Below are 24704 nucleotides of genomic sequence, written 5' to 3' on the forward strand. Positions count from 1 at the left end.
CATATGGGATGAGAGGGGGTCTTTTGAGATGAAAAAATTAGAACAAATGAAGAATTGGTTAACGAAGCAAATAGACCTGCCAGTGGATGTGTTAATGGATCTACCTCGGATCACGCTTGTTGGGCAAGTACATATCTATATAGAAAATCATCGAGGATTATTAGTGTTTTCAGATAAAGAGGTAAGATTGTTATTGAAACATGGTCAATTATTAATTAAAGGTCAATCCTTTGTTATTAAAACAATCCTTCCAGAAGAACTGTTGCTTGAAGGGATTATTGAACAAGTGACGTTTCTAGAAAATGAAAAGAAAGAGGAGTGAGGAGGAACTTCCGTTTGTGAAGTTTTTCTTCGTTACCTTATATTAACAGGTGGTAACGTTCTGGCCTCAATATTCGGTTCGTACAAAGAAGATAGGTGGGAATTGAGTTTCACGTAAAAAACTGGCTCGTGAAGGTTAATAATTAGTGAGGATCAAGGAATCTACTAATTAAAATTTTAGTACGAGCTAGTTTGATAATCGAATTGAAAAGTAGTGTATCTACTTTTAGAAAGGTAGTGGAGATAGTCGATGAAAAATAAATGGTTTATAAAATGGCTTGGGTATGTAAAGGTGCGAATTGAAGGTAGAGGAGCGGAACGCTTTGTTAACGAGTGTGTGCGGAGGAAATTACTCGTTTGGGATGTAAAGAAGATAGCTGATGAAACGTTAGTTTTTTGTATGTTATTACGAGATGTGAAAAAGATAAAAACAATTTATAGAAAAAATGAATGTAAATTATATTTTATTGGACGTTACGGTTTTCCGTTTTGGAATAAGCGTGTAATTAAAAATAGTGGATTTTTAATTGGGTTTTTAATATTTTTTTTCGGAATGATCGCATTGTCAAATATGGTGTGGAAAATTGAAATTACAGGAGCGAAACCTGAAACAGAATATATATTGATGAAAGAATTGGACAAAATGGGTATAAAAAAAGGGAAATTACAGTTCCAAATGCCGAGTGTAGAAGATGTTCAACGTCATTTGACAGACAATATTAATGCGATTACTTGGGCGGGATTAGAAATAAGAGGGACAACATATCATTTTAAGATTGTTGAAAAAAATGAACCGAAAAAAGAAAGTGAACAACAGCCACAAAACTTAGTAGCAAAAAAAGAAGGGATTATTACAAAAACATTTGTGGAAGTTGGGAAGCCCGTTGTCATGAAAAATGACCATGTAGAAAAGGGGCAACTTCTCGTATCGGGGATGTATGGTAATGAGGAGAATCCGACAGTTGTTTCGGCTAAAGGGATTGTATATGGAGAAACGTGGTACAAATCTGAGGTGGATGTTCCGTTAAAGACACAGTTTCAAGTGTATACTGGTAATTCATACAATGAATATTTCCTTAAATTTGGGAGTGCTAAAATAAAAATATGGGGATTTCAACAGGATAAGTATAAGCGCTTTCGTACTGAAAGTGTAAAACATGATGTGAAATTATTTGGATTCACATTACCAGTTGCATACGAGAAAGATATTGTACGAGAAGAGGAAGAAGCGAACCGAGAATATACCGAAAAACAAGCAATGAAAGTAGCGAAAGAGATGGCAGAAAAAGAACTGAAGAAAAAATTGGATGAACATGCTATGATTGTAAGTGATAACATTTTGAGTAAAGAGGTTGAGGCGGATCACCTAAAGGTCACATTACATTATACAGTGATTGAAAATATTGCAGAGCCACAACCAATATCTGAATCCGATATTCAAGGAGACTGAGTAATGGCAGAACAATTAGTAGAAATGAACCAACAATTGGAAAATCCCGACGAAGCAATCGCTCTTTTTGGGATAAATGATGCTCATTTAAAAGTAATTGAACGAGAACTTAGTGTATCGATTGTGACTAGAGGAGAATCTGTTCGTGTATCTGGGGCAGATGAAACGGTGGTGCTCGTAGAAAAAATCTTACAACAGTTACTTGTTGTTATCCGTAAAGGTGTATCAATTTCGGAAAGAGATGTTGCGTATGCGATTCAGCTTGGGCAACAAGGGAAAATTGCTCAATTCGAAGAGTTATATGAAGAGGAAATTTTTAAAACGGCAAAAGGTAAATCCATTCGTGTGAAAACGATGGGGCAAAGACGATATATTCATGCAATGAAAAAGAATGATATTGTATTTGGGATAGGACCTGCTGGGACAGGAAAAACATACTTAGCCGTAGTAATGGCTGTGAGAGCTTTAAAGCAAGGGTATGTAAAGAAAATTATTTTAACAAGACCTGCTGTAGAAGCTGGAGAGAGCTTAGGGTTTTTACCAGGTGATTTGAAAGAAAAAGTAGATCCGTATTTACGTCCACTATATGATGCGTTACATGATATTCTTGGACAAGAATATACACAACGTATGATGGAACGTGGTGTAATTGAAATTGCACCTCTTGCTTATATGAGAGGGCGTACTCTTGATGATTCATTTGTTATACTAGATGAGGCGCAAAATACAACTGGTGTTCAAATAAAAATGTTTTTAACGCGATTAGGTTTTAGTTCTAAAATGGTTATTACGGGGGATCCCTCACAGGTAGACTTACCAAAAGGGGTAAAGTCAGGTCTTTCTATTGCTGCTAATATTTTATCTGGTGTATCAGGTCTTTCGTTCATTACATTGGAACAAACGGACGTTGTGAGACACCCGTTAGTGCAACGTATTATTGAGGCATATGATAAAATGGAATGATCCTATTTGTCAGGATCATTTCTTTTTGTATGATAAGGTTGGCGAATGACATATTTTTTACTATCATTAAAGACGAGGGAAATAAACTATAGGTGATGGTCTATAAAAATATGGTCCGAAAAAGCATCGTTGGCTGGAAGAAATGAAAGCTATAAATAGTTTCACTTTATTTCTGGAGAGGAGAAGGTATTGAAATCATGTCAAGATCTCAAGAAATTTCTAAGTGGTTTCGTAATTTACAACATTCGAAAAAACTAAGTTGGATTTCTTACGTTTTATTAGGAGCGGTACTGTTTTTTGCACTTATGAATAATGTGAAACCAGAGCAATTAGATGTTAAAGAGCTCGATATTGCTAAAAAAACAATTCACTCTCCTATTAAAATTGAAGATAAAGCCGCAACAGCGAAAAAGAAAAAAGAAGCCGCTCAAAAGGTTGAGGATAAATATACATATAAAGGCGAATATAAGCAAAATAAAGTGGATATTGTAAATTCCGTCTTTGATGCGGTAAGTGAAGTAGAGGCAGAGGCTAAATCGACTGGCCCAGACGAGTATAAAAAAATTTCTGATGTGGACAAATTGGACAAGTTAAAGAAGAAATTACCAACAGATTTAGCGAAAAGCTTAACAGACTCGATATTGCTGAAATTTATTAATGCTGATTCAAGTCAATTGTCATTGGCGAAGGATGCGGCTGTAACAGCGGTTAATAAAATTATGAGTGAACACATTAAGATGGATCAAGAAGAAGCCGCAAGAGAACGATTTGTTACTGAAATGAGTAGCGTAAGTATAAGCAGTGATTTAAAAGTTGCGGTGAATACACTAGGGAAGTATGCGATTACAGCGAACTATTTTTATGATTCAGCTGCGACGAAAGATAGTCAAAAAATAGCAGAAGATTCAGTTGCATCAGTTTTTATCCTTCAAGGGCAAGTTCTTGTGAAAGAAGGCGATACGATTTCACGAGAAGCATATGAGCAGTTGAAGTTAGCCGGATTGTTAGAGAAGGGCAATACCTTCCAACCTTATGTTGGTCTGGCTGTACTTATTTGTGTGTTATTGTACTTTATGCATAAGCAGTTTGAAGTGTTTTTACAGCGAAAAAGAGAAGATAGGCCGTATGTTTTAGCGTATATCACAATTTTATCTATCACGATTGTTTTAATGAAAATCATTAGTTTGTTTCAAAAGCTTGAATATGCAGGAATCGCGTATGTTGTTCCAGTTGCGATGGGAACAATCCTTGTAAAATTAATGATTGGTGATCGATTTGTATTTTTAACGAGTATGATCTTTTCTGTGTGCGGAAGTATTATGTTTAATGAAGGTGTAACGAGTACACTGAATTATAGTGTGGGGATTTATGTTTTATTAAGTTCATTATCAGTTAGTATTTTCTTGAGAGAAAAAAATCGTCGTACGATGATTTTACAAGCCGGTATACTCGTTTCTGTATTAAATGTAGTCGTATTAGCGGCGTTGTTATTATTGCGAAATGGGAACTTTTCGCCTCTTGAAATTGGGATACAATTATTAATGGCTGCAGTTTCAGGGATTATCTCTTCTGTTCTAGCTATGGGGATTTTACCGTATTTAGAAAGTGGCCTTGGGATTGTATCAAGTATGAAGTTGATGGAACTCTCAAGTCCGAATCACCCGCTCTTGCGCAAAATTTTATTAGAAGCACCAGGTACATATCACCATAGTGTAATGGTAGCTAATCTTTCAGAAGCTGCATGTGAAGCAGTTGGAGCAAACGGGGTATTAGCTCGTGTAGGGGCGTATTATCATGATGTAGGGAAAACAGTACAACCGCGGTTTTTTATTGAAAACCAGATGGGGATTGAAAACCCGCATGATAGATTAGACCCTGTAACGAGTAAAGATATTATAATTGCTCATGTAACCGATGGGGTGAGAATGTTAGAAGAACACCATATACCTCAAGAAATTATTGATATCGCTGGACAGCATCATGGTACAACGCTACTTAAATATTTTTACTATAAGGCTATTAAAGAAGATAAAGAGAAATATACTGAGGAAATGTTCCGCTATCCAGGATCAAAAGCAACTTCTAAGGAGTCGGCGATCGTTGGTATTGCTGATAGTGTAGAAGCGGCGGTACGTTCAATGAATCATCCAACGCCAGATCAAATCAATAATTTAGTGCAAAGTATCATTAGAGATCGTTTGCAAGATGGTCAATTTAGTGAATGTGATTTGACATTTAAGGAACTACAAATCGTTGGAAAAACGTTATGTGAAACGTTAAATGGTATTTTCCATTCCCGTATTACATATCCGGAGCCGCCGGAAGAAAAGGAGAAAGAATGAGTTTATTAATTGATTTTATTGATGAAACAGAAGAAGTGAAAGACGAGTATATAAGCTTGATTCGAGGGCTGGTAGAGAAAGCAGCCCAAATGGAAAACATAGAAGAAGGAGCAGAATTATCGGTTACGTTTGTAGATAATGAACGTATTCGTGAAATAAACCGTGATTACCGAGATAAGGATCAGCCTACGGACGTTATTTCTTTCGCTATGGAAGAAATGGGAGAAGGCGAAATGGAAATTGTCGGTGCGGAGATGCCGCGTATGTTAGGAGATCTTATTATTTCTATTCCAAGAGCAAAAGAACAAGCTGAAGAATATGGACATTCTTTTGATCGAGAACTTGGGTTTTTAGCACTACATGGCTTTTTGCATTTGCTTGGTTATGATCATATGACAGAAGAAGATGAAAAAGAAATGTTTGGAAGACAAAAAGAAATTTTAGAGGCCTTTGGATTAGGACGATGAAAAAAGGAAAACTTTTAGATAGTTTTGGATATGCTATAGCTGGTATATACTTTTGTCTTCGTCATGAACGAAATATGAAAATTCATTATTTAGCCGCAGTCATTGTTATATGCTGCGGCTTTTATTTCCATATTACAACAATGGAATGGATTGTATTACTTATTGTGATAGGGATTGTAATGAGTTTAGAGATGGTGAATACGGCTATTGAAAAAACGGTAGACTTAGCAACCGCCGATATTCATCCGTTTGCAAAAATTGCAAAGGATGTTGCAGCGGGTGCGGTTTTATTGTTTGCAATTATAGCTGCTGTAATTGGTGCTATTATCTTTTTACCGTATATGGTATAGTTGCATTCCGAAGCTTTTATTAAGCTTTGGGAGCGCCGTGAAGGCCTTTAATGAACGAGTGTATCTATTCACATCTGTGAACGGAAAGGATGCGGGAAATGAATAGCAAACAATTAATTCAAGAAGCAACCGAAGCGCGTAAACGAGCGTACGTACCATATTCTAAATTTCAAGTAGGTGCAGCTTTACTAACTCAGGATGGAAAAATATATCGTGGATGTAATGTTGAAAATGCATCATATGGTTTATGTAACTGTGCAGAAAGAACAGCGTTATTTAAGGCGATTTCTGAAGGAGATAACGAGTTTGTAGCTATTGCAGTCGTAGCGGATACAAAGCGTCCGGTACCTCCTTGTGGAGCATGTCGACAAGTTATGGTAGAATTATGTAAACAGGATACGAAAGTATACCTATCAAACTTACATGGTGATGTTCAAGAGACAACAGTCGGAGAATTGTTACCAGGAGCATTTTTAGCGGAGGATTTACATGAATAGAAAAGGTTATAAATCAGGTTTTGTCTCTATTATTGGCAGACCGAATGTTGGGAAATCTACATTTTTAAATCGTATTATCGGTCAAAAAATTGCCATTATGAGCGATAAGCCACAAACAACTCGTAATAAAATTCAAGGTGTATATACAGAAAATGATTCACAAGTAGTTTTCATTGATACACCAGGAATACATAAACCTAAACATAAACTAGGCGATTTCATGGTGAAGATGGCTCAAACGACATTGAAAGAAGTTGATATTGTTCTGTTTATGGTCAATGCAACTGAAGGATTTGGTCGTGGTGAGGAATTTATTATTGAGAAATTACAAGAAACGAAACAACCGGTATTTTTGGTAATCAATAAAATTGACCAAGTTCATCCAGAACAATTATTAGCGTTAATTGATCAATACCGTAAACTACATGAGTTTGCAGAGATTGTACCAATTTCTGCATTAGACGGTAATAACGTGGAAGCGTTAATTGGAGCAATTAAAAAGTATTTACCAGAAGGACCACAATACTACCCGGATAATCAAGTAACGGATCATCCGGAGCGATTTATTATTGCAGAGCTTATTCGTGAAAAAGTATTACATTTAACACGCGAAGAAGTACCGCATTCTGTAGCGGTTGTTATTGATGCGATTCAAAAACGTGAGGGCGGAGCGGTTTATATAAACGCAACGATTGTTGTTGAACGTGCATCACAAAAAGGAATTATTATAGGTAAGCAAGGGAAGATGTTAAAAGAAGTCGGTAAGCGAGCTCGCTTTGACATTGAAGCACTTCTTGGTTCTAAAGTATTTTTAGAAGTATGGGTGAAAGTGCAAAAAGATTGGCGTAATAAGATGTCACAGCTTCGTGACCTTGGTTTCCGTGAAGACGAGTATTAATATGAAGTAAAGTTATGATCAGTGGATGTTGTGTTCATCCACTGATTATTGGTTTTTATGAACCTTGATAAATTAGGAAAAATTTTTCTCACATGAAAATGAACAAAATGGGTCAATTTAATAACAACAAAAGAAATTGGTTTATAGGCTACGCTTATTGAGAAAGGTGGATTCTTATGCTAGATTTTACCTGGAAGTTTTTCTCCAAAACAGGAAGCATTGAAACGTATTTGCTTTTGAAAGAAATGGAAAAAGACGTAAACGATGAGATGGATCAACATGAAGAGGAGTTAGCGCATCTAGACTCTCCAATTTCTTGACCCGTTTTGTTCAAACCTTGGATGGTGACGAACATGTTTCAAAAAGTTGAGGGCATTGTTATCCGTACGACAGATTACGGAGAAACGAATAAGATTGTTACAATATACTCACGGGAATTTGGTAAGGTAAGTGCAATGGCAAGAGGGGCGAAAAAACCGAAGAGTCGGTTAGCAGCTATTTCGCAACTTATGACACATGGTCATTTTCTTATTCAAATGGGATCTGGACTTGGAACTTTGCAACAAGGCGAGATTATTTCATCTATGAAAGAAATTCGAGAGGATATATTTTTAACTGCTTATGCATCATTTGTTATTGAGTTAACTGATAAAGCAACAGAAGATAAGAAGCATAATCCGTATTTATTTGAAATGTTATATCAAACGTTGCATTATATGTGTGAGGGTGTTGACCCAGAAGTATTATCATTAATTTATCAAACGAAAATGCTTCCGGTATTAGGGATGCGCCCGTACTTTGATACATGTGCTATTTGTCATCAAGAAACAGATTTTGTCGCCTTCTCTGTCCGGGAAGGCGGTTTTCTGTGCTCGCGTCATGCGGAGCAAGATCCGTATCGTATTCCGGTGGGAGAGGCTGTTCATAAATTATTACGTCTCTTTTTTCACTTTGATCTACACCGGCTCGGTAATGTATCGGTGAAGGATAGTACAAAAAAACAAATGCGCACAGTATTGAATACATATTATGATGAATATTGTGGGATTTATTTGAAATCAAGGCGTTTCTTGGAACAACTTGATAAGTTTCAAATATAAAAAGGGCCGTATACGGTCCTTTTTACATACTTTCTTTTTCGAATAGCATATTTAGTATATAATATTTAAGAGATAGTATAACTTTTTTCGTTGTGCATTAAAGGTGGTGATTATCATAGAGCTGAATAAACGGCAAGAACATATCATTCAGATTGTAAAAGATCACGGTCCTATTACGGGGGAGTCAATTGCTGCGCAATTGGGTTTAACACGTGCAACGCTAAGACCAGACTTAGCAATTTTAACGATGGCTGGTTATTTAGAAGCGCGTCCACGCGTAGGTTATTTTTATACGGGTAAAACTGGGGGACAGCTATTATCTGAAGCTGTTAAGAAAATTAAAGTGCAAGATTATCAATCTAGACCGGCTGTAATTGATAAAAATGTATCAGTATACGATGCAATCTGTACGATGTTTCTAGAGGACGTTGGTACATTATTTGTTGTAGATCAATCTACTTTATTAGTTGGCGTTGTATCTCGTAAAGATTTATTACGAGCTAGCTTAGGAAAGCAGGATTTAACCTCTCTTCCGGTTAATATTATCATGACAAGGATGCCAAACATTGCGATGTGTCGCAGGGAGGATTCTTTATATGATATTGCGATGGAATTAATAGAAAGACAGATTGATGCGTTGCCAGTTGTGAAGGATACGAAACAAGGTTTAGAAGTGATTGGGCGAATTACAAAAACAAATATTACACGTGCGTTTGTAAATTTAGTAAATAACGAATAAGTGTAATTTGTTTAAAGTGAGGTAATGTAATGGATAATAAAATCGTATATGTCGTATCTGACTCTGTAGGAGAAACGGCTGATTTGGTTGTTAGAGCGGCAATGGGACAGTTCCCATTCGCTCCTGATATTAGACGTGTACCGTATGTAGAAGATACAGGGACATTAAAAGAAGTAATCTCGATTGCCAAGAGCAATCAAGCGCTTATTTGTTTTACGTTAGTAAAGCCTGATATGCGTCAATATTTATTGACAGAAGCGGCAAAAGAAGGAGTAGAGGCATACGATATTATCGGACCTCTTATCGATCAAATTGAAGGAATTACAGGGCAAGTACCAAGGTATGAGCCAGGTGTCGTTCGAAAATTAGATGAAGAGTACTTTAAAAAAATTGAAGCGATTGAATTTGCAGTTAAGTATGATGATGGTAGAGATGCACGTGGTATTTTAAAAGCTGATATCGTGTTGATTGGAATTTCACGTACATCAAAAACACCACTTTCACAATATTTAGCGCATAACAAACGTTTGAAAGTTGCCAATGTACCACTTGTACCGGAAGTGGATCCGCCTGAGGAATTATATCAAGTGGCAAAAGAGAAATGTTTCGGTTTGAAAATTATACCGGATAAGTTAAATCATATTCGAAAAGAACGATTGAAATCACTTGGATTAAGTGATGGAGCAACATATGCAAATATTAATCGTATTCAAGAAGAAATTGATCATTTTGAAGAAGTAATTAGTAAAATAAATTGTCAAGTGATTGATGTATCAAATAAGGCGATTGAAGAAACAGCAAATATTATTGTGAATGCAGTGCAAAGCCAAAAAATGTTTTAGCACATTTACCAAAGGTGAATGTGCTTTTTTCGCTCGTGAGAAGGCGGTAGAGGAAGATGCGAAGTAGAGCATGAACTTTCGGCTTAGTAATAGAATATAGCGGAATGGTTATACTTATATTCTTCTGTTTTTTAATTATGCTAAAGGAACGATTTCGTTATCTTTAAATGTAAGATGAAAATTAAAGGGATATGTAGCGTAGTTGAAGAAAATATATTATAATAAAAAATTGTGATAAAAACCTATATTTTACGTTTAGACTTTAATTTTTCAGAATAAACTAGGGATAGGATTTTCGAAAAAGACATGTATTTACGTTAAATCGACAAAATCTAGACAAGAAAACGCACATTATGGAAGGATTCACAGAAGGGATGTAGAATACAGAAATATGCAAAACATCAGTAAGATATTAGTTGATGCAGATGCGTATCCCGTGAAGAATGCAATTGTGCAAGTTGGAACAAAATTTTATGTCGAAATTTTGTTTGTCGCATCCTATGCTCATCGTTCAAGAAAACAGCAAGGTAATTGGGTCTATGTAGATTCTGAGCAAGATGAAGTTGACTGTTATATTTATTAACATGCAAAAGCTACAGATCTCATGATCATACAGGTTATAGTGCTTGCTAGTCTTCTTGTGAAAAAGGAGTATATGTATTGTCTCCAAGAGATACATTTGTAACAGATGAGCAAATGGATACAATTTTATATAGTAGTATGTATCTGCGAATTTACGCAGACTAGGGACTTATACGAAAGGTCCAAAATCGTTTACACAATGTGATTGACAGTACTTTCTAACAAATTTAGAAAAATATTGTCGAATTATAAAGGAATCTTTTAATTTATATCGAATACAAAATACGACACGGAGATGGATTTATGGGGAACAGAATTCCCGAAGAAGTTGTTGAACAGATTCGGACATCATCTGATATTGTAGAAGTGATTGGTGAGTATGTTCAACTTAGAAAGCAGGGACGTAACTATTTCGGCCTTTGTCCATTTCATGGTGAGAATTCTCCTTCATTCTCTGTTTCATCTGATAAGCAAATTTTTCATTGCTTCGGATGTGGAGAAGGTGGAAATGTATTTTCTTTTCTTATGAAAATGGAAGGACTTGCTTTCACCGAGGCTGTTCAAAAGCTTGGCGAAAGAAATGGAATTGCAGTTGCAGAATATACATCAGGGCAAGGACAACAACAACAAGAAGACATATCTGATGACACTGTCATCATGCAACAGGCTCATGAACTTTTGAAAAAGTATTATCATCATTTATTAGTAAATACAGAAGAAGGAAATGAAGCACTTTCATATTTATTAAAACGTGGTATTACAAAAGAGATGATTGAGAAATTTGAAGTTGGTTATGCATCACCAGCTTGGGATGCAGCAACGAAAATTTTACAAAAAAGAGGTTTGTCGCTATCTAGTATGGAACAAGCTGGCCTTCTTGTAAGAAGTGAGAAGGATGGCAGTCATTATGACCGCTTCCGCGGAAGAGTTATGTTTCCGATTTATACTTTACAAGGTAAGGTGATAGCGTTTAGTGGAAGGGCGTTAGGAGATGACACTCCAAAATATTTAAATAGCCCTGAAACACCGATTTTTTACAAAAGTAAGCTGTTGTATAATTTCCACCAAGCAAGGCCGTTTATTAGAAAACGTGGGCAGGTTGTCCTTTTTGAGGGTTATGCCGATGTACTAGCCGCGGTGAAAAGTGGTGTGGAAGAAGCTGTTGCGACAATGGGAACAGCCTTAACTGAAGAACAAGCGAAACTTCTGCGACGTAACGTTGAAACTGTTGTTCTTTGCTATGATGGTGATAAAGCAGGACGAGAAGCGACGATGAAAGCAGGGCAATTACTATTGCAAGTTGGTTGCCAAGTGAAAGTTACATCCTTGCCAGATAAGCTTGACCCTGATGAATATGTGCAACAATATGGGACAACCGCTTTTGAAAATCTTGTGAAATCAAGTATAAGTTTTGTTGGTTTCAAAATAAATTATTTGCGTTTAGGGAAAAATTTGCAAGATGAGTCTGGCAAAGAAGAATATGTAAAAAGTGTTTTAAAAGAGTTATCATTGCTACAGGATGCGATGCAGGCGGAATCATATTTAAAATCATTATCGCAAGAATTTTCGTATTCAATGGAAACACTTTTGAATCAATTGCACCAATATCGCAAAGAACAAAAGGTACAGCAAAAACAAATAAAGCAGGTTTCTAAGCCATCTCAAATTGTTCAAACGAAGCCGAAGCTAACAGGTTTTGAAAGGGCAGAAAGAGAAATTATTTACCATATGTTGCAAAGTGCAGAAGTGACAGTACGTATGGAACCTCATATAGAAGATTTTTATACAGAAGAACATAAAGGGATTTTATATGAACTATACGCATATTATGAAAAGGGAAATGAACCTTCAGTCGGAACATTTTTAAGTTGGCTCTCTGATGAAAAGTTGAAAAATATTATCACTGATATTTCGACGGATGAATTTATTAATCCAGAGTACACAGAAGAAGCGTTACAAGGTCATTTGGAGGCGTTAAGACGCCATAAAGAGAAACTTGAAAAGATGGAAATTATCTTTAAAGTAAAACAAATGGAAAAAACAGATCCTGTAGAGGCTGCTAAATATTATGTGGCATATTTACAAAGTCAAAAAGCAAGAAAATAGCTTTTTCGATAAAATTTTAGTATAATGAATGTTTGTATCTCGCGTAAGGAGGGGAACAGATGGCTGATAAACCAGCTCGTTCTAAACAAATTGAAACTGAAATGACCCTTGAGCAAGTGAAAGAACAACTCACTGAGCTCGGAAAAAAACGTGGCGTTCTTACATATGAAGAGATTGCAGAACGCATGAATGGATTTGAAATTGAATCCGACCAAATGGATGAATACTACGAATATTTAGGTGAACAAGGGATTGACTTAGTTGGTGACAATGACAACGACGAAGGTCCTAATAATCGCCAAATTACAAAAACGGAAGAAGAATTCGACCTCAATGATTTAAGTGTGCCACCAGGTGTGAAAATCAATGACCCTGTTCGTATGTACTTAAAAGAAATTGGTCGAGTTGACTTACTATCCGCTGAAGAAGAAATTCGACTTGCGACACGTATTGAAGAAGGCGATGAAGAAGCAAAACGCCGTCTTGCAGAAGCAAACTTACGTCTTGTAGTAAGTATTGCAAAGCGCTACGTGGGCCGCGGTATGCTTTTCTTAGACTTAATCCAAGAAGGAAATATGGGTCTAATTAAAGCGGTTGAAAAGTTCGACTATCGTAAAGGTTTTAAATTTAGTACGTATGCAACTTGGTGGATTCGCCAAGCTATTACACGTGCGATTGCAGACCAAGCGCGAACAATTCGTATTCCAGTTCATATGGTCGAAACCATTAATAAGTTAATTCGTGTACAACGTCAATTATTACAAGATTTAGGACGCGAACCATCTCCTGAAGAGATTGGTGAAGAAATGGATCTTGCTCCAGAAAAAGTACGCGAAATCTTAAAGATTGCACAGGAGCCAGTTTCTCTTGAAACACCAATTGGTGAAGAAGACGACTCCCATTTAGGTGACTTTATTGAAGACCAAGAAGCAACATCGCCTGCGGACCATGCAGCGTATGAATTGCTAAAAGAACAATTAGAAGATGTGTTAGATACACTAACAGATCGTGAAGAAAATGTTCTGCGTCTTCGTTTTGGTTTAGATGATGGACGAACTCGTACGCTTGAAGAAGTTGGGAAAGTATTCGGCGTAACGAGAGAACGTATTCGTCAAATTGAAGCGAAAGCACTTCGCAAACTAAGACATCCGAGCCGTAGTAAACGTCTTAAGGATTTCTTAGAATAGGTTATTTTAAGTTTACTTCACGATTGTGAAGTAAACTTTTTTCTTTTGTTAATTTTTGTTAACATTTAGCTATCGGCAACGATTACAATTTCTTGTAATTTATTTTACAGAATTGTCTTTTGATTTGCAAATGCTCATTTTTAGATTTTTCGATTAATTTTGTTTATTCTATACAAAATAATATGTAGAAAAGTAAAAAATATGATGAGAAACGTTAGTAATTATCGAAATAATATGCGATATAATAGTGAAAATCAATAAAATGAATTTACGGAATATTTTTAACAAGTAGTAGTTTGCTCTTTTCTGATAGAGCGTTTTCAAGTACAATATAAATGACTGAATCATCTAACTATTTAGGGATATAGAGGGGGGAGAAGAGATATGAAACGTAATCCGTTGATTCCGTTCGCTCTTATTGCAGCATTAGGTATTATCGTTATGTTTGTATTTTCATTTCAGGGGCTAAATAAATCTAAAGAGTTAGCTGATGCAAAAAATGGCGGGAAACCAGCACAAACAGCATCAAAGCCAGAGGATATTGTAAAGCAAAGCTGTACGAGCTGTCATGGTGATCAGTTACAAGGGGCGGTAGGACCTAATTTACAAAAAATTGGTGGGAAACTTTCAAAAGATGAAATTAAAGAAATTCTTTCAAAAGGAAAAGGGAATATGCCACCAAATGTAGTTCCAGCTGATCAAGCAGCTAAAGTAGCTGATTGGTTATCGAAGAAAAAATAAAGTGAAACTTTAATCAGTGGGGGGTTCATCCCCCATTGATTATTAGCCCTCACCAATCGGGCGTTTACGGGCAGTTGGTCTCCCACCTAACTTCTTTGTTCTAGCCGAATTTTGAGGTGGGAGTCTTACTGCCCGCAAATAGCGGGATAAAGTATAGAAAAACAAGTCTTTTGCTTTTTGCAAAAGGCTTGTTTTTCTATACTATCTAAAATACGATTAGTAATAGAGAATTGAAGTGTTGTTATAGACTTGCAACAACCACTATAAATTCATTATCATGGAGACAGACTGACAAGAGAAGGAGTAATGGAAATACATGAATGAAGTAAAGCTTTCAAAACGATTAGAAGAAGTTGTGAGGGAGATTCCTGTAGGCTCTACAGTAGCTGATATTGGATCGGATCATGCGTATTTACCGTGTTATACAATTATAAATAATATTGCTACAAAAGCAGTTGCAGGAGAGGTTGTAGATGGACCGTTTCGCTCTGCACAAGCAACTGTAGCTGAAAGTGGCTTACAAGATAAAGTAGACGTTCGTAAAGGGAATGGATTAGCTGTTATTACACCAGGAGAAGTAGATGTTATTACGATTGCTGGTATGGGTGGAGCGTTAATTCGTGACATTTTAGAAAGTGGTAAAGAAAAATTAGAAGGTGTAACACGTTTAATCTTACAGCCGAATATTGCAGCGCACCATATCCGTGAATGGTTTATTGAAAATGGATGGGAGCTTATCCGTGAGAAAATTGTAATAGAAGATGGAAAGATTTACGAGATTTTAGTCGGAGAGCGGGGAGATACAGCAGTACCTTACTCTGAAAATAAACAAGCTGAATTGTTTATGGGTCCATTTCTAATAAAAGAAAAAAGTGAAGCTTTTGTTGAAAAGTGGGAAGGGGAATTGAAAAACTTCCAAAATATTTTAAAACAGTTAGAGCGTGCAGCGGAGTCTGAAGAGACAAAAGCGAAGCGTGCAGAAGTAGAAGCGAAAATGAAAATGATAGGAGAGGTTTTATCATGAGTAAAATTCCGAATGGCCATGAAATTATTTCTTTATTTGAAAGTATGTATCCGAAGCATTTAGCGATGGAAGGGGATAAGATTGGCTTACAGATTGGAGCGCTTAATAAACCTGTGCAGCACGTATTAATCGCATTAGATGTAACTGAGGAAGTTGTGGACGAGGCGATCCAATTAGGAGCGAATGTCATTATAGCGCACCATCCTTTAATCTTTAATCCATTAAAAGCGATTCATACAGATAAGGCGTACGGAAGAATTATTGAAACGTGTATTAAAAATGATATTGCAATTTATGCCGCACATACAAATGTAGATATTGCTAAGGGCGGGGTAAATGATTTACTTGCTGATGCGTTAGGGTTACAAAATACAGAAGTATTAGCTCCTACATATGCAGAAGAAATGAAAAAAATTGTTGTATTTGTTCCAGTAACCCATGCAGAAGAAGTGCGCAAAGCTCTTGGAGATGCGGATGCAGGTCATATCGGTAATTATAGCCACTGTACGTTCGGTAGCGAAGGGGTAGGTACGTTTATCCCTCAAGAAGGTACAAATCCTTATATCGGAGAAACTGGACAGTTAGAACGTGTAGAAGAGGCGCGTGTCGAAACGATTATTCCAGCTTCGTTACAAAGAAAAGTTATTAAAGCGATGTTGGCAGCCCATCCATATGAAGAAGTGGCATATGATGTATATCCGCTTGATAATAAAGGTGAAACATTAGGTCTTGGTAAAATAGGATATTTACAAGAAGAAATGACGCTTGAACAGTTTGCTTCACATGTGAAACAATCATTACATGTAAAGGGTGCAAGAGTTGTTGGAAAGTTAGATGATAAGGTGCGTAAAGTAGCTGTACTTGGTGGTGACGGTAATAAATATATAAACCAAGCGAAATTCAAAGGAGCAGATGTATATGTAACAGGTGATATGTATTATCATGTTGCTCACGATGCGATGATGATTGGTTTAAATATAGTCGATCCAGGACATAACGTTGAAAAAGTAATGAAGCAAGGTGTACAAAAACAATTGCAAGCTAAAGTAGATGAAAAGAATTTCAATGTACAAATTCATGCTTCACAGTTACATACGGATCCGTTCACATTTGTATAAGAAAAATAAAAACCGTTGCTCATGTAGGCAACGGTTTTTATTATTGTTGTTTTTTTACTTTTACACGTGGCAATATCTTTTGAAGTGGTACCTTTCGAATTCTGTCCCATGTAGCTGGATTCATCGGATCATATTGCTCTAAGAAAGCAATAACTTCTTTTGTGATTGGTGTTGGAGTAGAAGCCCCCGCTGTAACTGCAACATTTTCGATACCTTGTAGCCACTCTAATTGGATTTCACTTACGTCTGCAACACGGTATGCTTTTGTACCAGCAATTTCTTGTGATACTTGAGCTAAACGGTTGGAGTTGTTACTTTTCGGATCACCAACAACAATTGTTAAATCTGCAACATCAGCTTGTTTAGCGACAGCTTCTTGGCGAACTTGAGTTGCTAAACAAATTTCCTTGTGGAATTCTGCTGTTGGGAATTTTTTCTGAATGTCCTCCATTAAATGTTGAACATCCCATTGACTCATTGTTGTTTGATTTGTAACTAAAATTTTATCCGTTGGGATTTCTAATGTTTTTAAATCGTCAGCTTTTTCGATAAGATGAACGATATCAGGTGCAATACCAACTGCACCTTCTGGTTCTGGATGATTTTTTTTGCCGATATAAATGACATGGTATCCTTCAGCTTTCTTTGCTTCAATAAGGTCATGTGTTTTTGTAACATCTGGGCAAGTTGCATCAATTGTCGTTAAACCTTTTGCTTTTGCACGTTGTTTAACTTCTGGAGAAACACCGTGTGCAGTAAAAATAACAGTACCAGAATCGATTTTATCTAAAATTTCTAATCGACTTGGACCGTCTAATGTAATGATGCCATCCTCTTCGAAAGCATCTGTTACATGCTTATTGTGAACAATCATACCTAAAATATAAATGGGTCTCGGTAATGATTTATCTAATGCGGCGTTACGTGCAATAACCATCGCGTCAACAACGCCGTAGCAATAACCACGAGGGGAAATTTTAACAATCTTCATGTGAGTAATCCTCTCCTTCTAAACAAGGGATACTTTTGTGCATAGTCCATTACATTATAAAGGAGGAGTGGAGAGAAAACAAAGGATAGTTACACATATAGTTTTGGTTTTGTAGCTATTTGTTGAACAGGCTCTTCCGGTAATTCTTTTTCTATTACTGGTTCTATTACGATTTTTTTTCTTTTTTTCTTTTTTTGTGGAGGAGGAGTGGTCACTTCAACTTCTCCAGGCTGGTCTTCAGCTTGTTTTTCTTCCGTGCCTTTTCCAGAGGTGAGGATTTTAACAATACTGGGTAGATTACGCATAATTGGACTGTATTGCTCAACGACAGGTCCTACAGATTGAACAACTTGTGATACTTTTTCGATGTTATTTATCATATTAGTTGGATTTGCAATTAGGTTAGAAAAAAAACTTCCGATGCCACTGCTAGATGTCGCCGCAGCTGTAGTTGTTGTACCGCCACGCGTTTCGTTTGCTTCATACATTTGAGGGGGTATCATTTGTTGAGGATATGGTTGCTGTGGTTGGTACGGTTGTTGGTATGGTTGCTGTGATTGGTACGGTTGCTGGTATGATTGCCTTTGTTGGTACGCTTGCTGCTGGTGCATCATCGGCGGCTCTTCCATTTGCCGATAGGGAGGGACCATTTGCATGAAAGGCTCCGTAGGATCGTGTTTTTTAAAGAGTTTAGAAAGAAAACTTTTCTTTTTTTGTGCCATTGGTGGTAGTTGTGGAATTGGGTATGGTGTATAAGAATGATGTCCTTGATTAGGATACATTTGCCCTATTGGGGATTTCGGATACATATGAGAAATCCTCCTTTCTTCAGTTAGGTATATACACATACAATATGCAATGGAAGGAAAGAAGGTTAGTTTTTGAGATGAAAACCTAAACTAAAGATGGATTTTACTTGTAGACTTCGATATAATGTAGACTTGACTGATTTGTGCGCAGTAGAAATTTTAGAAAGAAGGTGTAACTTATGACACTACAAACTTTTACACAGTATGATTTTAAACCATTTTTAATAGATGCAATTCGTGAACTACGCTTTTCAGAGCCGACAGGAATTCAAAAGAAAATTTTCCCAGTCGTGAAAAAAGGTGTGAGTGTAATTGGACAATCCCAAACTGGTTCTGGGAAAACACATGCATACTTACTTCCTACATTAAACAGAATTGATGCAAGTCGTGAAGAAGTACAACTTGTTATTACAGCGCCTACTCGTGAGTTAGCACAACAAATTTATCAAGAAATTGTGAAATTAACAAAGTTCTGTGCAGAAGATCAAATGATTACAGCACGTTGCTTAATTGGTGGAACTGATAAACAACGATCAATTGAAAAGTTGAAAAAACAACCTCATATTGTAGTTGGAACGCCAGGACGTATTAAAGACTTAGTAGAAGAAAAGGCGCTATTTGTTTATAAAGCGGATACTATTATTGTCGATGAAGCGGATTTAATGCTTGATATGGGATTCATTCAAGATGTAGATAAAATTGCAGCACGTATGCCTAAAAGCCTGCAAATGTTAGTTTTCTCTGCAACAATTCCTCAAAAATTAAAACCATTTTTGAAGAAATATATGGAGAATCCAGAACATATTCATATTAATCCGAAGCAAGTTGCAGCAGGAAATATTGATCATTACCTTGTGCCTTCAAGACACCGTAATAAAATTGAATTAGTAAAAAATATGTTACTTCAATTTAAACCATATTTAGCAATTGTCTTTACAAACACAAAGAAGAAGGCTGATGAAGTAGCCGATGGATTAGCAGAACGTGGGTTAAAAGTAGGGCGTATACACGGTGATTTATCACCACGTGATCGTAGAAAAATGATGAAACAAGTTCGTGATTTAGAGTTCCAATACATTGTCGCAACAGATTTGGCGGCACGCGGTATTGATATTGAAGGAATTAGCCATGTTATTAACTATGAACTTCCACCAGATTTAGATTTCTTCGTTCACCGTGTTGGAAGAACTGCACGTGCGGGTCATTCAGGTATTGCAGTGACGATTTATGATCCAGCAAACGAAGAAGCATTAGATAGCTTAGAAAAACAACGTAATATTGAGTTTAAGCATGTAGATTTACGCGGAGATGAATGGGCGGATTTAGGTGACCGTCGTCGTCGTAAGAGCCGTAAAAAACCAAATGATGGACTAGATGTTATGGCAACAAAAGTTGTTAAAAAGCCGAAAAAAGTAAAACCAAACTATAAACGAAAACTTGCCACAGAACGTGACAAAGTGAAGAAAAAATATAGCAATAAAAAAAGATAAGGGATTTCCCTTATTTTTTTTTATCTCACTACTTGAGAGAAAATCGATTAATGCAGATTAATAATTAGTGAGGGGTAGAAAAAACGTTGACTAAAGTTTCACTTTATCCAATTAATTTAGGTGTAGAGTGCAGATTGTTTAAATAGTCAGTTTAATTTGTGTAGTGCCTTTTGTGTGAACAAACAATTCGCTACATATTTCTACAAATTATGCTATCATTATATCTATTGTATATTGAAGAGGTGATTGTATGTTAAAGATTGGATCTCATGTTTCAATGAGTGGTAAGAAGATGTTATTAGCAGCAAGTGAAGAGGCTGTTTCATACGGTGCAACAACGTTCATGATTTATACAGGTGCGCCACAAAATACACGAAGAAAACCAATTGAAGAATTGAATATAGAAGCAGGAAGAAAACATATGGAACTAAACGGTATCGAGGAAATTATCGTCCATGCTCCGTATATTATTAATGTTGGGAATACGACGAAACCTGAGACGTTCCAATTAGGTGTTGATTTCCTGCGTATGGAAATTGAAAGAACGGCAGCATTAGGGGTAGCAAGACAAATTGTTCTTCACCCAGGAGCTCACGTTGGTGCAGGAGCCGATGCTGGTATTCAACAAATTATTAAAGGGCTTAATGAAGTAATAACGCCAGAACAAACGGTTAATATTGCGCTAGAAACGATGGCAGGAAAGGGAACAGAATGCGGTCGTAGCTTTGAAGAAATTGCGAAAATTATTGATGGTGTGAAATATAATGAAAAACTATCTGTATGTTTTGATACGTGTCATACGCATGATGCAGGTTATGACCTTGTAAATGATTTTGACGGTGTGTTAAACGAATTTGATAAAATTGTTGGGATAAATCGTTTACAAGTACTTCATATTAACGATAGCAAAAATGTATGCGGAGCTGGAAAAGACCGTCATGAGAATATTGGTTTTGGTCATATTGGCTATAAGGCATTGCATCACATTGTGCATCACCCACAACTTACGCACGTACCAAAAATTCTTGAAACGCCGTATGTAGGTGAAGATAAAAAAGATAAGAAGCCACCATATAAATTAGAAATCGAAATGCTGAAAAATGGTACTTTTGATGAAGGAATTCTTGGGAAAATTAAAGCGCAATAAGGAGGGGATTTTCCCCTCCTTATTTTAATAGCTGCTGAAATAAAATATTTACTTGTTGGGCAGTGGCAGGAGTAGTTACTTTAGCGATTTGTTTTAACAAATCTAGTCGCTCGGTATTATCGTAAATGTTAATGTTTTTCCCTTTCATAAGTAAAACGATTTTATCAGCTTGTGCAGTTGTGATTGGAACTTCGTATTCTTTACTATATTTCAATAACTCTTTTGTAGAAATATGATTTAATTTTTTGTTCACAATTTGTTTAATGAGGTTCATCGTGTTGTCCTCCTTCACACGTTCTTCTATCGAAATATATGTACGCATAGCTTGTACATATTCGTATCAAGGTGCATTTTTTCAATGGGGAAAAGAAGCTTATGTTATAATATAAGGACAAAACTATAGATAAAGAGTATAAGGAGGACTTATGGAAAAAAAGCAACATCGAAAAGAAAGTGTTATTCATCTTGTATATCGTTTAGTTATGATTGTCTTTGGGGCAGCGTGTGCGGCGGTAGCGATTGAACTATTTTTAATGCCAAATAAAATTATTGATGGTGGAATTATTGGTATTTCTCTTATATTAGATTATCTTACTCCTAATATTTGGTGGTTAAGTTTTTCTACTTTAGTTGTTGTCCTCAACATTCCGTTTATGTACTCTGGGTATAAGCAAATTGGAAAAACATTCATGTTATCTTCAGCATTTGGAATTGTAGCTTTAGCATTTATTGAATCAACGTTGCATGCTATCCCGCCATTTACAACAGAGCCGATTTTAGCAACAGTTTTTGGCGGTCTTATTTTAGGGATTGGTGTAGGACTTGTTATTCGTCATGGTGGATCGTTAGACGGGACGGAGATTATGGGAATTCTATTAACGAAGAAATTACCGTTTTCTGTTGGTGAATTCGTAATGTTTGTGAACTTATTCATTTTTGCATGGGCAGCATTTGTTTTTGGTGTTGAACAAGCGATGTATTCTGTTATGACGTACTATATCGCATTCAAAACAATTGATACGGTAATTCAAGGATTGGACGAAACGAAAGCAGTTTTAATAGTATCGGATCAATATGAGGAAGTGTCAAATGCAATTTTACACCGCCTTGGTCGTGGAACAACAAAACTTGTTGCTAAAGGTGGCTATACAGATAAAGAAAAAGAAGTTATTTATGCAGTTGTAACACGTCTGGAAGTGACGAAGTTAAAATCAATTGTGCATGAAATTGATGAAAATGCATTTGTTACGATTATGAATACACAAGAGACAAATGGTGGTAAGTTTAAATCAGCAATTCACTAAAAAGTTAATTGTAATATCTTTTGAAAGCAGAGAATTCTTCTCTGCTTTTTGTTATAATAATAAGGTTTCTTGAAATAAAGAATATATTTTAGGCAGATTGGTTTACAACTATAATAAGCTGTACTATAATTCAAATAGAGATAAATCGGAATCATTCTGAATTAAAATAGGTGAGATGATATGAATAATATATTGGAAATAGAAGGATTAACGTTTCGATATGAAGATCGCAACGTGTTAGAAGATATTAATTTGCAAGTTCCGAAGGGAGCTTTTTTAGGTTTAGTTGGACCAAATGGTTCAGGGAAATCGACTTTACTTAAATGTTTATTGGGTGTTTTAAAACCAAAGCAAGGAAGTATTCGATTGTTTGGCATTGATAGTAAGAAATTTAAAGAGTGGAATAAAGTTGGTTATGTATCCCAAAAGGCAAGTAGTTTTAACTCAGGTTTCCCGGCAACTGTTTTTGAAGTTGTTTCAATGGGGCTTGTTTCGAAAAAGGGGCTTTTTCGCTTTTTTACGAAAGACGATAATGCGAAAGTAGAACAAGCGATTGCTGATGTAGGTATGAGTGAGTTTCAAGGTCGTAACATTGGAGAACTTTCTGGTGGACAACAACAGCGTGTATTTATTGCTCGTGCACTTGTAAGCAATCCGGAATTGCTTATTTTGGACGAACCTACTGTTGGGATCGATGTAAAAAATGTGGAAAGCTTCTATGAGATACTAGAGGATTTAAACAAAAGGCTAGGAATCACGTTAATTCTTGTTACGCACGATATGGGTGCTGTAACAGAGAAGGTGACGCATGTTGCATGTTTAAATCAGCATCTACATTTCCATGGGAATGTAGAGAAATTCCGAGAGTTAGAAGATGCAGAAATGTCGATTTTATATGGACATCATGTTCATCGCTTAGAACATGAACATGGGCATCACGGGAGGATATAATGATACAGGATTTTTTACAATATGATTTTTTACGTAATTCTTTATACGCTGGTGTTTTAATAGGGCTTGTCGGACCACTTATCGGCGTGTTCGTTGTAATTCGCCGCATGTCGCTTATTGCGGATGCATTAAGTCATGTGACGTTATCAGGAATTGCAGCTAGTTTATTACTTGAAAAGACAATCTTTACTGGTGGGTTTTTAAACCCTTTATATATGGGAATGTTTTTTTCAATCGGTGGAGCATTGCTAATTGAAAAATTACGTACTGTATATAAACATTATCAAGAGTTAGCAATTCCGATTATACTTTCAGCAGGGATGGGAATCGGTGTTATTTTTATTTCACTTGCAAATGGATTTAACACAGATTTATTTAGTTATTTATTTGGTAGTGTAAGTGCTGTGACAAGTACGGATTTAATTATTATCGGTGTTGTAGCAATTGTTGTTATTGCAACGATTGTTTTATTATACAAAGAGTTGTTTTTACTATCATTTGATGAGGAATACGCTGTATCAACGGGTTTGAGTGCAAAGTGGATTCACTTTATTTTCATTATATTAGTTGCTCTTGTAATTGCGGTCTCAATGCGGGTTGTAGGTGTTCTTCTCGTATCATCTTTAATGACGTTACCAGTTGCAGCAAGTATTCGTATTGCAAAAGGATTTAAACAAACAATTTTCTTTTCCATTTTATTTGGTGAAATTGCAGTAATTGGTGGAATGTTTGCTTCGTATCAACTTGATCTAGCACCAGGTGGTACAATTGTTATGATAGCGGTTCTTATTTTAATCGGTGCGATTTTATGGAAGAAGAAAAAAACTGCATAAAGTAGGGATAGGTATGAATCTAACAGAAGCTTTACGCCTAATGAAGGAAAAAGGATATAAACATACGGGGAAAAGGGAAGAGATGCTAAGATTATTCGCGGCGCATAATCGTTATTTAACTGCGAAAGATGTTTTAGAGCATATGAAGGATGATTATCCAGGACTTAGTTTTGATACGATTTATCGTAACTTAACGGTTTTTGCTGAAGTCGGTGTTTTAGAGCAAACGGAATTAAATGGTGAAAAGCATTTTCGTTTTACATGCTCAATTATGGAACATCATCACCATTTCATTTGTTTAGATTGTGGTGGTACGAAAAAAATCACTTCTTGCCCAATGGATTTTATGAATAAAGATTTTAAAGGTTATGAGGTAACCGGGCATAAGTTTGAAATATATGGTCGTTGCCCAAAATGTGCAAAATGAGAGGGCTCGTCGGTTATATAATTGA

General features: G+C 36.2%; 27 protein-coding genes. 24 read left to right on the top strand and 3 right to left on the bottom strand.

The window, feature by feature from the left end; all coding sequences use genetic code 11:
- The first annotated feature begins 28 nt into the window (after nucleotides 1-28).
- The 18 genes from yqfC to CQZ94_RS04770 all read left to right on the top strand — a co-directional run bounded on the left by yqfC (nucleotide 29) and on the right by CQZ94_RS04770 (nucleotide 16727).
- Nucleotides 29-322 carry a sporulation protein YqfC gene (yqfC, locus tag CQZ94_RS04685; RefSeq protein WP_002088680.1) on the top strand — a complete coding sequence of 98 codons (294 nt, stop codon included), beginning with the start codon at nucleotides 29-31 and terminating at the stop codon, nucleotides 320-322.
- A 249-nt stretch (nucleotides 323-571) separates the two neighbouring features.
- On the top strand, nucleotides 572-1771 hold the full coding sequence (yqfD, locus tag CQZ94_RS04690) for a sporulation protein YqfD (protein ID WP_105584466.1): 1200 nt from the start codon (nucleotides 572-574) through the stop codon (nucleotides 1769-1771).
- A 3-nt stretch (nucleotides 1772-1774) separates the two neighbouring features.
- Nucleotides 1775-2734, top strand: coding sequence for a PhoH family protein (locus tag CQZ94_RS04695; protein WP_105584467.1), 960 nt, complete (start codon nucleotides 1775-1777; stop codon nucleotides 2732-2734).
- 197 nt (nucleotides 2735-2931) lie between these two features.
- The gene (locus CQZ94_RS04700) at nucleotides 2932-5076 is read left to right on the top strand and encodes an HD family phosphohydrolase (RefSeq protein WP_105584468.1); all 2145 of its coding nucleotides are present in this window, start codon (nucleotides 2932-2934) and stop codon (nucleotides 5074-5076) included.
- The gene (gene ybeY / locus CQZ94_RS04705; protein ID WP_002088675.1) at nucleotides 5073-5543 is read left to right on the top strand and encodes an rRNA maturation RNase YbeY; all 471 of its coding nucleotides are present in this window, start codon (nucleotides 5073-5075) and stop codon (nucleotides 5541-5543) included. Before CQZ94_RS04700 ends, ybeY begins: the two co-directional genes overlap by 4 nt.
- The gene (locus CQZ94_RS04710) at nucleotides 5540-5893 is read left to right on the top strand and encodes a diacylglycerol kinase family protein (RefSeq protein WP_105584469.1); all 354 of its coding nucleotides are present in this window, start codon (nucleotides 5540-5542) and stop codon (nucleotides 5891-5893) included. The genes ybeY and CQZ94_RS04710 overlap by 4 nt, the downstream gene beginning before the upstream one ends.
- A gap of 98 nt (nucleotides 5894-5991) precedes the next feature.
- Nucleotides 5992-6390 (top strand): cytidine deaminase, encoded by a 399-nt coding sequence (locus CQZ94_RS04715; RefSeq protein WP_002111886.1) that lies wholly within the window; start codon nucleotides 5992-5994, stop codon nucleotides 6388-6390.
- Nucleotides 6383-7288 (top strand): GTPase Era, encoded by a 906-nt coding sequence (gene era, locus CQZ94_RS04720; protein WP_002111885.1) that lies wholly within the window; start codon nucleotides 6383-6385, stop codon nucleotides 7286-7288. Before CQZ94_RS04715 ends, era begins: the two co-directional genes overlap by 8 nt.
- Nucleotides 7289-7464: 176 nt before the next feature.
- Nucleotides 7465-7608, top strand: a complete 144-nt coding sequence (locus CQZ94_RS04725; RefSeq protein WP_000883924.1) for a YqzL family protein — start codon at nucleotides 7465-7467, stop codon at nucleotides 7606-7608.
- A 33-nt stretch (nucleotides 7609-7641) separates the two neighbouring features.
- The gene (gene recO, locus CQZ94_RS04730; RefSeq protein WP_105584470.1) at nucleotides 7642-8388 is read left to right on the top strand and encodes a DNA repair protein RecO; all 747 of its coding nucleotides are present in this window, start codon (nucleotides 7642-7644) and stop codon (nucleotides 8386-8388) included.
- A 106-nt stretch (nucleotides 8389-8494) separates the two neighbouring features.
- Nucleotides 8495-9127 (top strand): transcriptional regulator CcpN, encoded by a 633-nt coding sequence (ccpN, locus tag CQZ94_RS04735; RefSeq protein ID WP_105584761.1) that lies wholly within the window; start codon nucleotides 8495-8497, stop codon nucleotides 9125-9127.
- Between the two features lie 29 nt (nucleotides 9128-9156).
- Complete coding sequence (locus tag CQZ94_RS04740) at nucleotides 9157-9969, top strand: pyruvate, water dikinase regulatory protein (RefSeq protein ID WP_105584471.1); 813 nt, start codon at nucleotides 9157-9159, stop codon at nucleotides 9967-9969.
- A gap of 391 nt (nucleotides 9970-10360) precedes the next feature.
- Nucleotides 10361-10552, top strand: a complete 192-nt coding sequence (locus CQZ94_RS31625; RefSeq protein WP_242234767.1) for a PIN domain-containing protein — start codon at nucleotides 10361-10363, stop codon at nucleotides 10550-10552.
- 302 nt (nucleotides 10553-10854) lie between these two features.
- The gene (gene dnaG, locus CQZ94_RS04750; RefSeq protein ID WP_105584472.1) at nucleotides 10855-12657 is read left to right on the top strand and encodes a DNA primase; all 1803 of its coding nucleotides are present in this window, start codon (nucleotides 10855-10857) and stop codon (nucleotides 12655-12657) included.
- Between the two features lie 59 nt (nucleotides 12658-12716).
- Nucleotides 12717-13844 carry an RNA polymerase sigma factor RpoD gene (gene rpoD / locus CQZ94_RS04755; protein WP_000764062.1) on the top strand — a complete coding sequence of 376 codons (1128 nt, stop codon included), beginning with the start codon at nucleotides 12717-12719 and terminating at the stop codon, nucleotides 13842-13844.
- A gap of 384 nt (nucleotides 13845-14228) precedes the next feature.
- Nucleotides 14229-14585 (top strand): cytochrome c550, encoded by a 357-nt coding sequence (gene cccA / locus CQZ94_RS04760; protein ID WP_105584473.1) that lies wholly within the window; start codon nucleotides 14229-14231, stop codon nucleotides 14583-14585.
- A 316-nt stretch (nucleotides 14586-14901) separates the two neighbouring features.
- Nucleotides 14902-15609 carry a tRNA (adenine(22)-N(1))-methyltransferase gene (locus CQZ94_RS04765; RefSeq protein WP_105584474.1) on the top strand — a complete coding sequence of 236 codons (708 nt, stop codon included), beginning with the start codon at nucleotides 14902-14904 and terminating at the stop codon, nucleotides 15607-15609.
- Nucleotides 15606-16727, top strand: coding sequence for a Nif3-like dinuclear metal center hexameric protein (locus CQZ94_RS04770; RefSeq protein WP_105584475.1), 1122 nt, complete (start codon nucleotides 15606-15608; stop codon nucleotides 16725-16727). Before CQZ94_RS04765 ends, CQZ94_RS04770 begins: the two co-directional genes overlap by 4 nt.
- 40 nt (nucleotides 16728-16767) lie before the next feature.
- Here CQZ94_RS04770 and CQZ94_RS04775 read toward each other — a convergent pair whose 3' ends face one another.
- Together CQZ94_RS04775 and vrrA are read right to left on the bottom strand one after the other, a co-directional pair.
- Complete coding sequence (locus CQZ94_RS04775) at nucleotides 16768-17718, bottom strand: 4-hydroxy-3-methylbut-2-enyl diphosphate reductase (protein WP_105584476.1); 951 nt, start codon at nucleotides 17716-17718, stop codon at nucleotides 16768-16770.
- A gap of 89 nt (nucleotides 17719-17807) precedes the next feature.
- Nucleotides 17808-18527: a VrrA/YqfQ family protein gene (gene vrrA, locus CQZ94_RS04780; RefSeq protein ID WP_105584477.1), complete on the bottom strand. Its 720-nt coding sequence runs from the start codon at nucleotides 18525-18527 to the stop codon at nucleotides 17808-17810.
- Between the two features lie 179 nt (nucleotides 18528-18706).
- Here vrrA and CQZ94_RS04785 point away from each other — a divergent pair, with 179 nt between their 5' ends.
- On the top strand, nucleotides 18707-20017 hold the full coding sequence (locus CQZ94_RS04785; protein ID WP_105584478.1) for a DEAD/DEAH box helicase: 1311 nt from the start codon (nucleotides 18707-18709) through the stop codon (nucleotides 20015-20017).
- A gap of 250 nt (nucleotides 20018-20267) precedes the next feature.
- Complete coding sequence (locus CQZ94_RS04790; protein WP_105584479.1) at nucleotides 20268-21164, top strand: deoxyribonuclease IV; 897 nt, start codon at nucleotides 20268-20270, stop codon at nucleotides 21162-21164.
- Between the two features lie 19 nt (nucleotides 21165-21183).
- Here the strand turns inward: CQZ94_RS04790 and CQZ94_RS04795 are convergent, their stop codons facing one another.
- Nucleotides 21184-21438, bottom strand: a complete 255-nt coding sequence (locus CQZ94_RS04795; protein WP_002088657.1) for a DUF2624 domain-containing protein — start codon at nucleotides 21436-21438, stop codon at nucleotides 21184-21186.
- 151 nt (nucleotides 21439-21589) lie between these two features.
- Here CQZ94_RS04795 and CQZ94_RS04800 point away from each other — a divergent pair, with 151 nt between their 5' ends.
- The 4 genes from CQZ94_RS04800 (at nucleotide 21590) to CQZ94_RS04815 (ending at nucleotide 24679) form a co-directional block, all read left to right on the top strand.
- Entirely contained in the window at nucleotides 21590-22468 is an 879-nt protein-coding gene (locus CQZ94_RS04800; RefSeq protein ID WP_105584480.1) for a YitT family protein, read from the top strand.
- 180 nt (nucleotides 22469-22648) lie between these two features.
- Nucleotides 22649-23419, top strand: a complete 771-nt coding sequence (locus CQZ94_RS04805; protein ID WP_105584481.1) for a metal ABC transporter ATP-binding protein — start codon at nucleotides 22649-22651, stop codon at nucleotides 23417-23419.
- Entirely contained in the window at nucleotides 23419-24252 is an 834-nt protein-coding gene (locus CQZ94_RS04810) for a metal ABC transporter permease (protein ID WP_105584482.1), read from the top strand. The genes CQZ94_RS04805 and CQZ94_RS04810 overlap by 1 nt, the downstream gene beginning before the upstream one ends.
- 13 nt (nucleotides 24253-24265) lie before the next feature.
- Nucleotides 24266-24679 carry a Fur family transcriptional regulator gene (locus CQZ94_RS04815; RefSeq protein ID WP_105584483.1) on the top strand — a complete coding sequence of 138 codons (414 nt, stop codon included), beginning with the start codon at nucleotides 24266-24268 and terminating at the stop codon, nucleotides 24677-24679.
- Nucleotides 24680-24704 lie beyond the last annotated feature (25 nt).

This window comes from Bacillus sp. MYb209, from assembly GCF_002975175.1.
GTDB lineage: Bacteria > Bacillota > Bacilli > Bacillales > Bacillaceae_G > Bacillus_A.

What these genes read in the sequence shown, in the direction of transcription:
- CQZ94_RS04740 (WP_105584471.1), top strand. Translation starts at nt 9,157, where the DNA reads ATGGATAATAAAATCGTATATGTCGTATCTGACTCTGTAGGAGAAACG.
- CQZ94_RS04710 (WP_105584469.1), top strand. Translation starts at nt 5,540, where the DNA reads ATGAAAAAAGGAAAACTTTTAGATAGTTTTGGATATGCTATAGCTGGT.
- CQZ94_RS04770 (WP_105584475.1), top strand. Translation starts at nt 15,606, where the DNA reads ATGAGTAAAATTCCGAATGGCCATGAAATTATTTCTTTATTTGAAAGT.
- era (WP_002111885.1), top strand. Translation starts at nt 6,383, where the DNA reads ATGAATAGAAAAGGTTATAAATCAGGTTTTGTCTCTATTATTGGCAGA.
- CQZ94_RS04805 (WP_105584481.1), top strand. Translation starts at nt 22,649, where the DNA reads ATGAATAATATATTGGAAATAGAAGGATTAACGTTTCGATATGAAGAT.
- CQZ94_RS04775 (WP_105584476.1), bottom strand. Translation starts at nt 17,718, where the DNA reads ATGAAGATTGTTAAAATTTCCCCTCGTGGTTATTGCTACGGCGTTGTT.
- CQZ94_RS04810 (WP_105584482.1), top strand. Translation starts at nt 23,419, where the DNA reads ATGATACAGGATTTTTTACAATATGATTTTTTACGTAATTCTTTATAC.
- yqfD (WP_105584466.1), top strand. Translation starts at nt 572, where the DNA reads ATGAAAAATAAATGGTTTATAAAATGGCTTGGGTATGTAAAGGTGCGA.
- recO (WP_105584470.1), top strand. Translation starts at nt 7,642, where the DNA reads ATGTTTCAAAAAGTTGAGGGCATTGTTATCCGTACGACAGATTACGGA.
- CQZ94_RS04800 (WP_105584480.1), top strand. Translation starts at nt 21,590, where the DNA reads ATGGAAAAAAAGCAACATCGAAAAGAAAGTGTTATTCATCTTGTATAT.
- rpoD (WP_000764062.1), top strand. Translation starts at nt 12,717, where the DNA reads ATGGCTGATAAACCAGCTCGTTCTAAACAAATTGAAACTGAAATGACC.
- CQZ94_RS04725 (WP_000883924.1), top strand. Translation starts at nt 7,465, where the DNA reads ATGCTAGATTTTACCTGGAAGTTTTTCTCCAAAACAGGAAGCATTGAA.
- CQZ94_RS04700 (WP_105584468.1), top strand. Translation starts at nt 2,932, where the DNA reads ATGTCAAGATCTCAAGAAATTTCTAAGTGGTTTCGTAATTTACAACAT.
- CQZ94_RS04785 (WP_105584478.1), top strand. Translation starts at nt 18,707, where the DNA reads ATGACACTACAAACTTTTACACAGTATGATTTTAAACCATTTTTAATA.
- dnaG (WP_105584472.1), top strand. Translation starts at nt 10,855, where the DNA reads ATGGGGAACAGAATTCCCGAAGAAGTTGTTGAACAGATTCGGACATCA.
- CQZ94_RS04795 (WP_002088657.1), bottom strand. Translation starts at nt 21,438, where the DNA reads ATGAACCTCATTAAACAAATTGTGAACAAAAAATTAAATCATATTTCT.
- CQZ94_RS31625 (WP_242234767.1), top strand. Translation starts at nt 10,361, where the DNA reads ATGCAAAACATCAGTAAGATATTAGTTGATGCAGATGCGTATCCCGTG.
- cccA (WP_105584473.1), top strand. Translation starts at nt 14,229, where the DNA reads ATGAAACGTAATCCGTTGATTCCGTTCGCTCTTATTGCAGCATTAGGT.
- CQZ94_RS04790 (WP_105584479.1), top strand. Translation starts at nt 20,268, where the DNA reads ATGTTAAAGATTGGATCTCATGTTTCAATGAGTGGTAAGAAGATGTTA.
- yqfC (WP_002088680.1), top strand. Translation starts at nt 29, where the DNA reads ATGAAAAAATTAGAACAAATGAAGAATTGGTTAACGAAGCAAATAGAC.
- vrrA (WP_105584477.1), bottom strand. Translation starts at nt 18,527, where the DNA reads ATGTATCCGAAATCCCCAATAGGGCAAATGTATCCTAATCAAGGACAT.
- ybeY (WP_002088675.1), top strand. Translation starts at nt 5,073, where the DNA reads ATGAGTTTATTAATTGATTTTATTGATGAAACAGAAGAAGTGAAAGAC.
- CQZ94_RS04715 (WP_002111886.1), top strand. Translation starts at nt 5,992, where the DNA reads ATGAATAGCAAACAATTAATTCAAGAAGCAACCGAAGCGCGTAAACGA.
- CQZ94_RS04695 (WP_105584467.1), top strand. Translation starts at nt 1,775, where the DNA reads ATGGCAGAACAATTAGTAGAAATGAACCAACAATTGGAAAATCCCGAC.
- CQZ94_RS04815 (WP_105584483.1), top strand. Translation starts at nt 24,266, where the DNA reads ATGAATCTAACAGAAGCTTTACGCCTAATGAAGGAAAAAGGATATAAA.
- CQZ94_RS04765 (WP_105584474.1), top strand. Translation starts at nt 14,902, where the DNA reads ATGAATGAAGTAAAGCTTTCAAAACGATTAGAAGAAGTTGTGAGGGAG.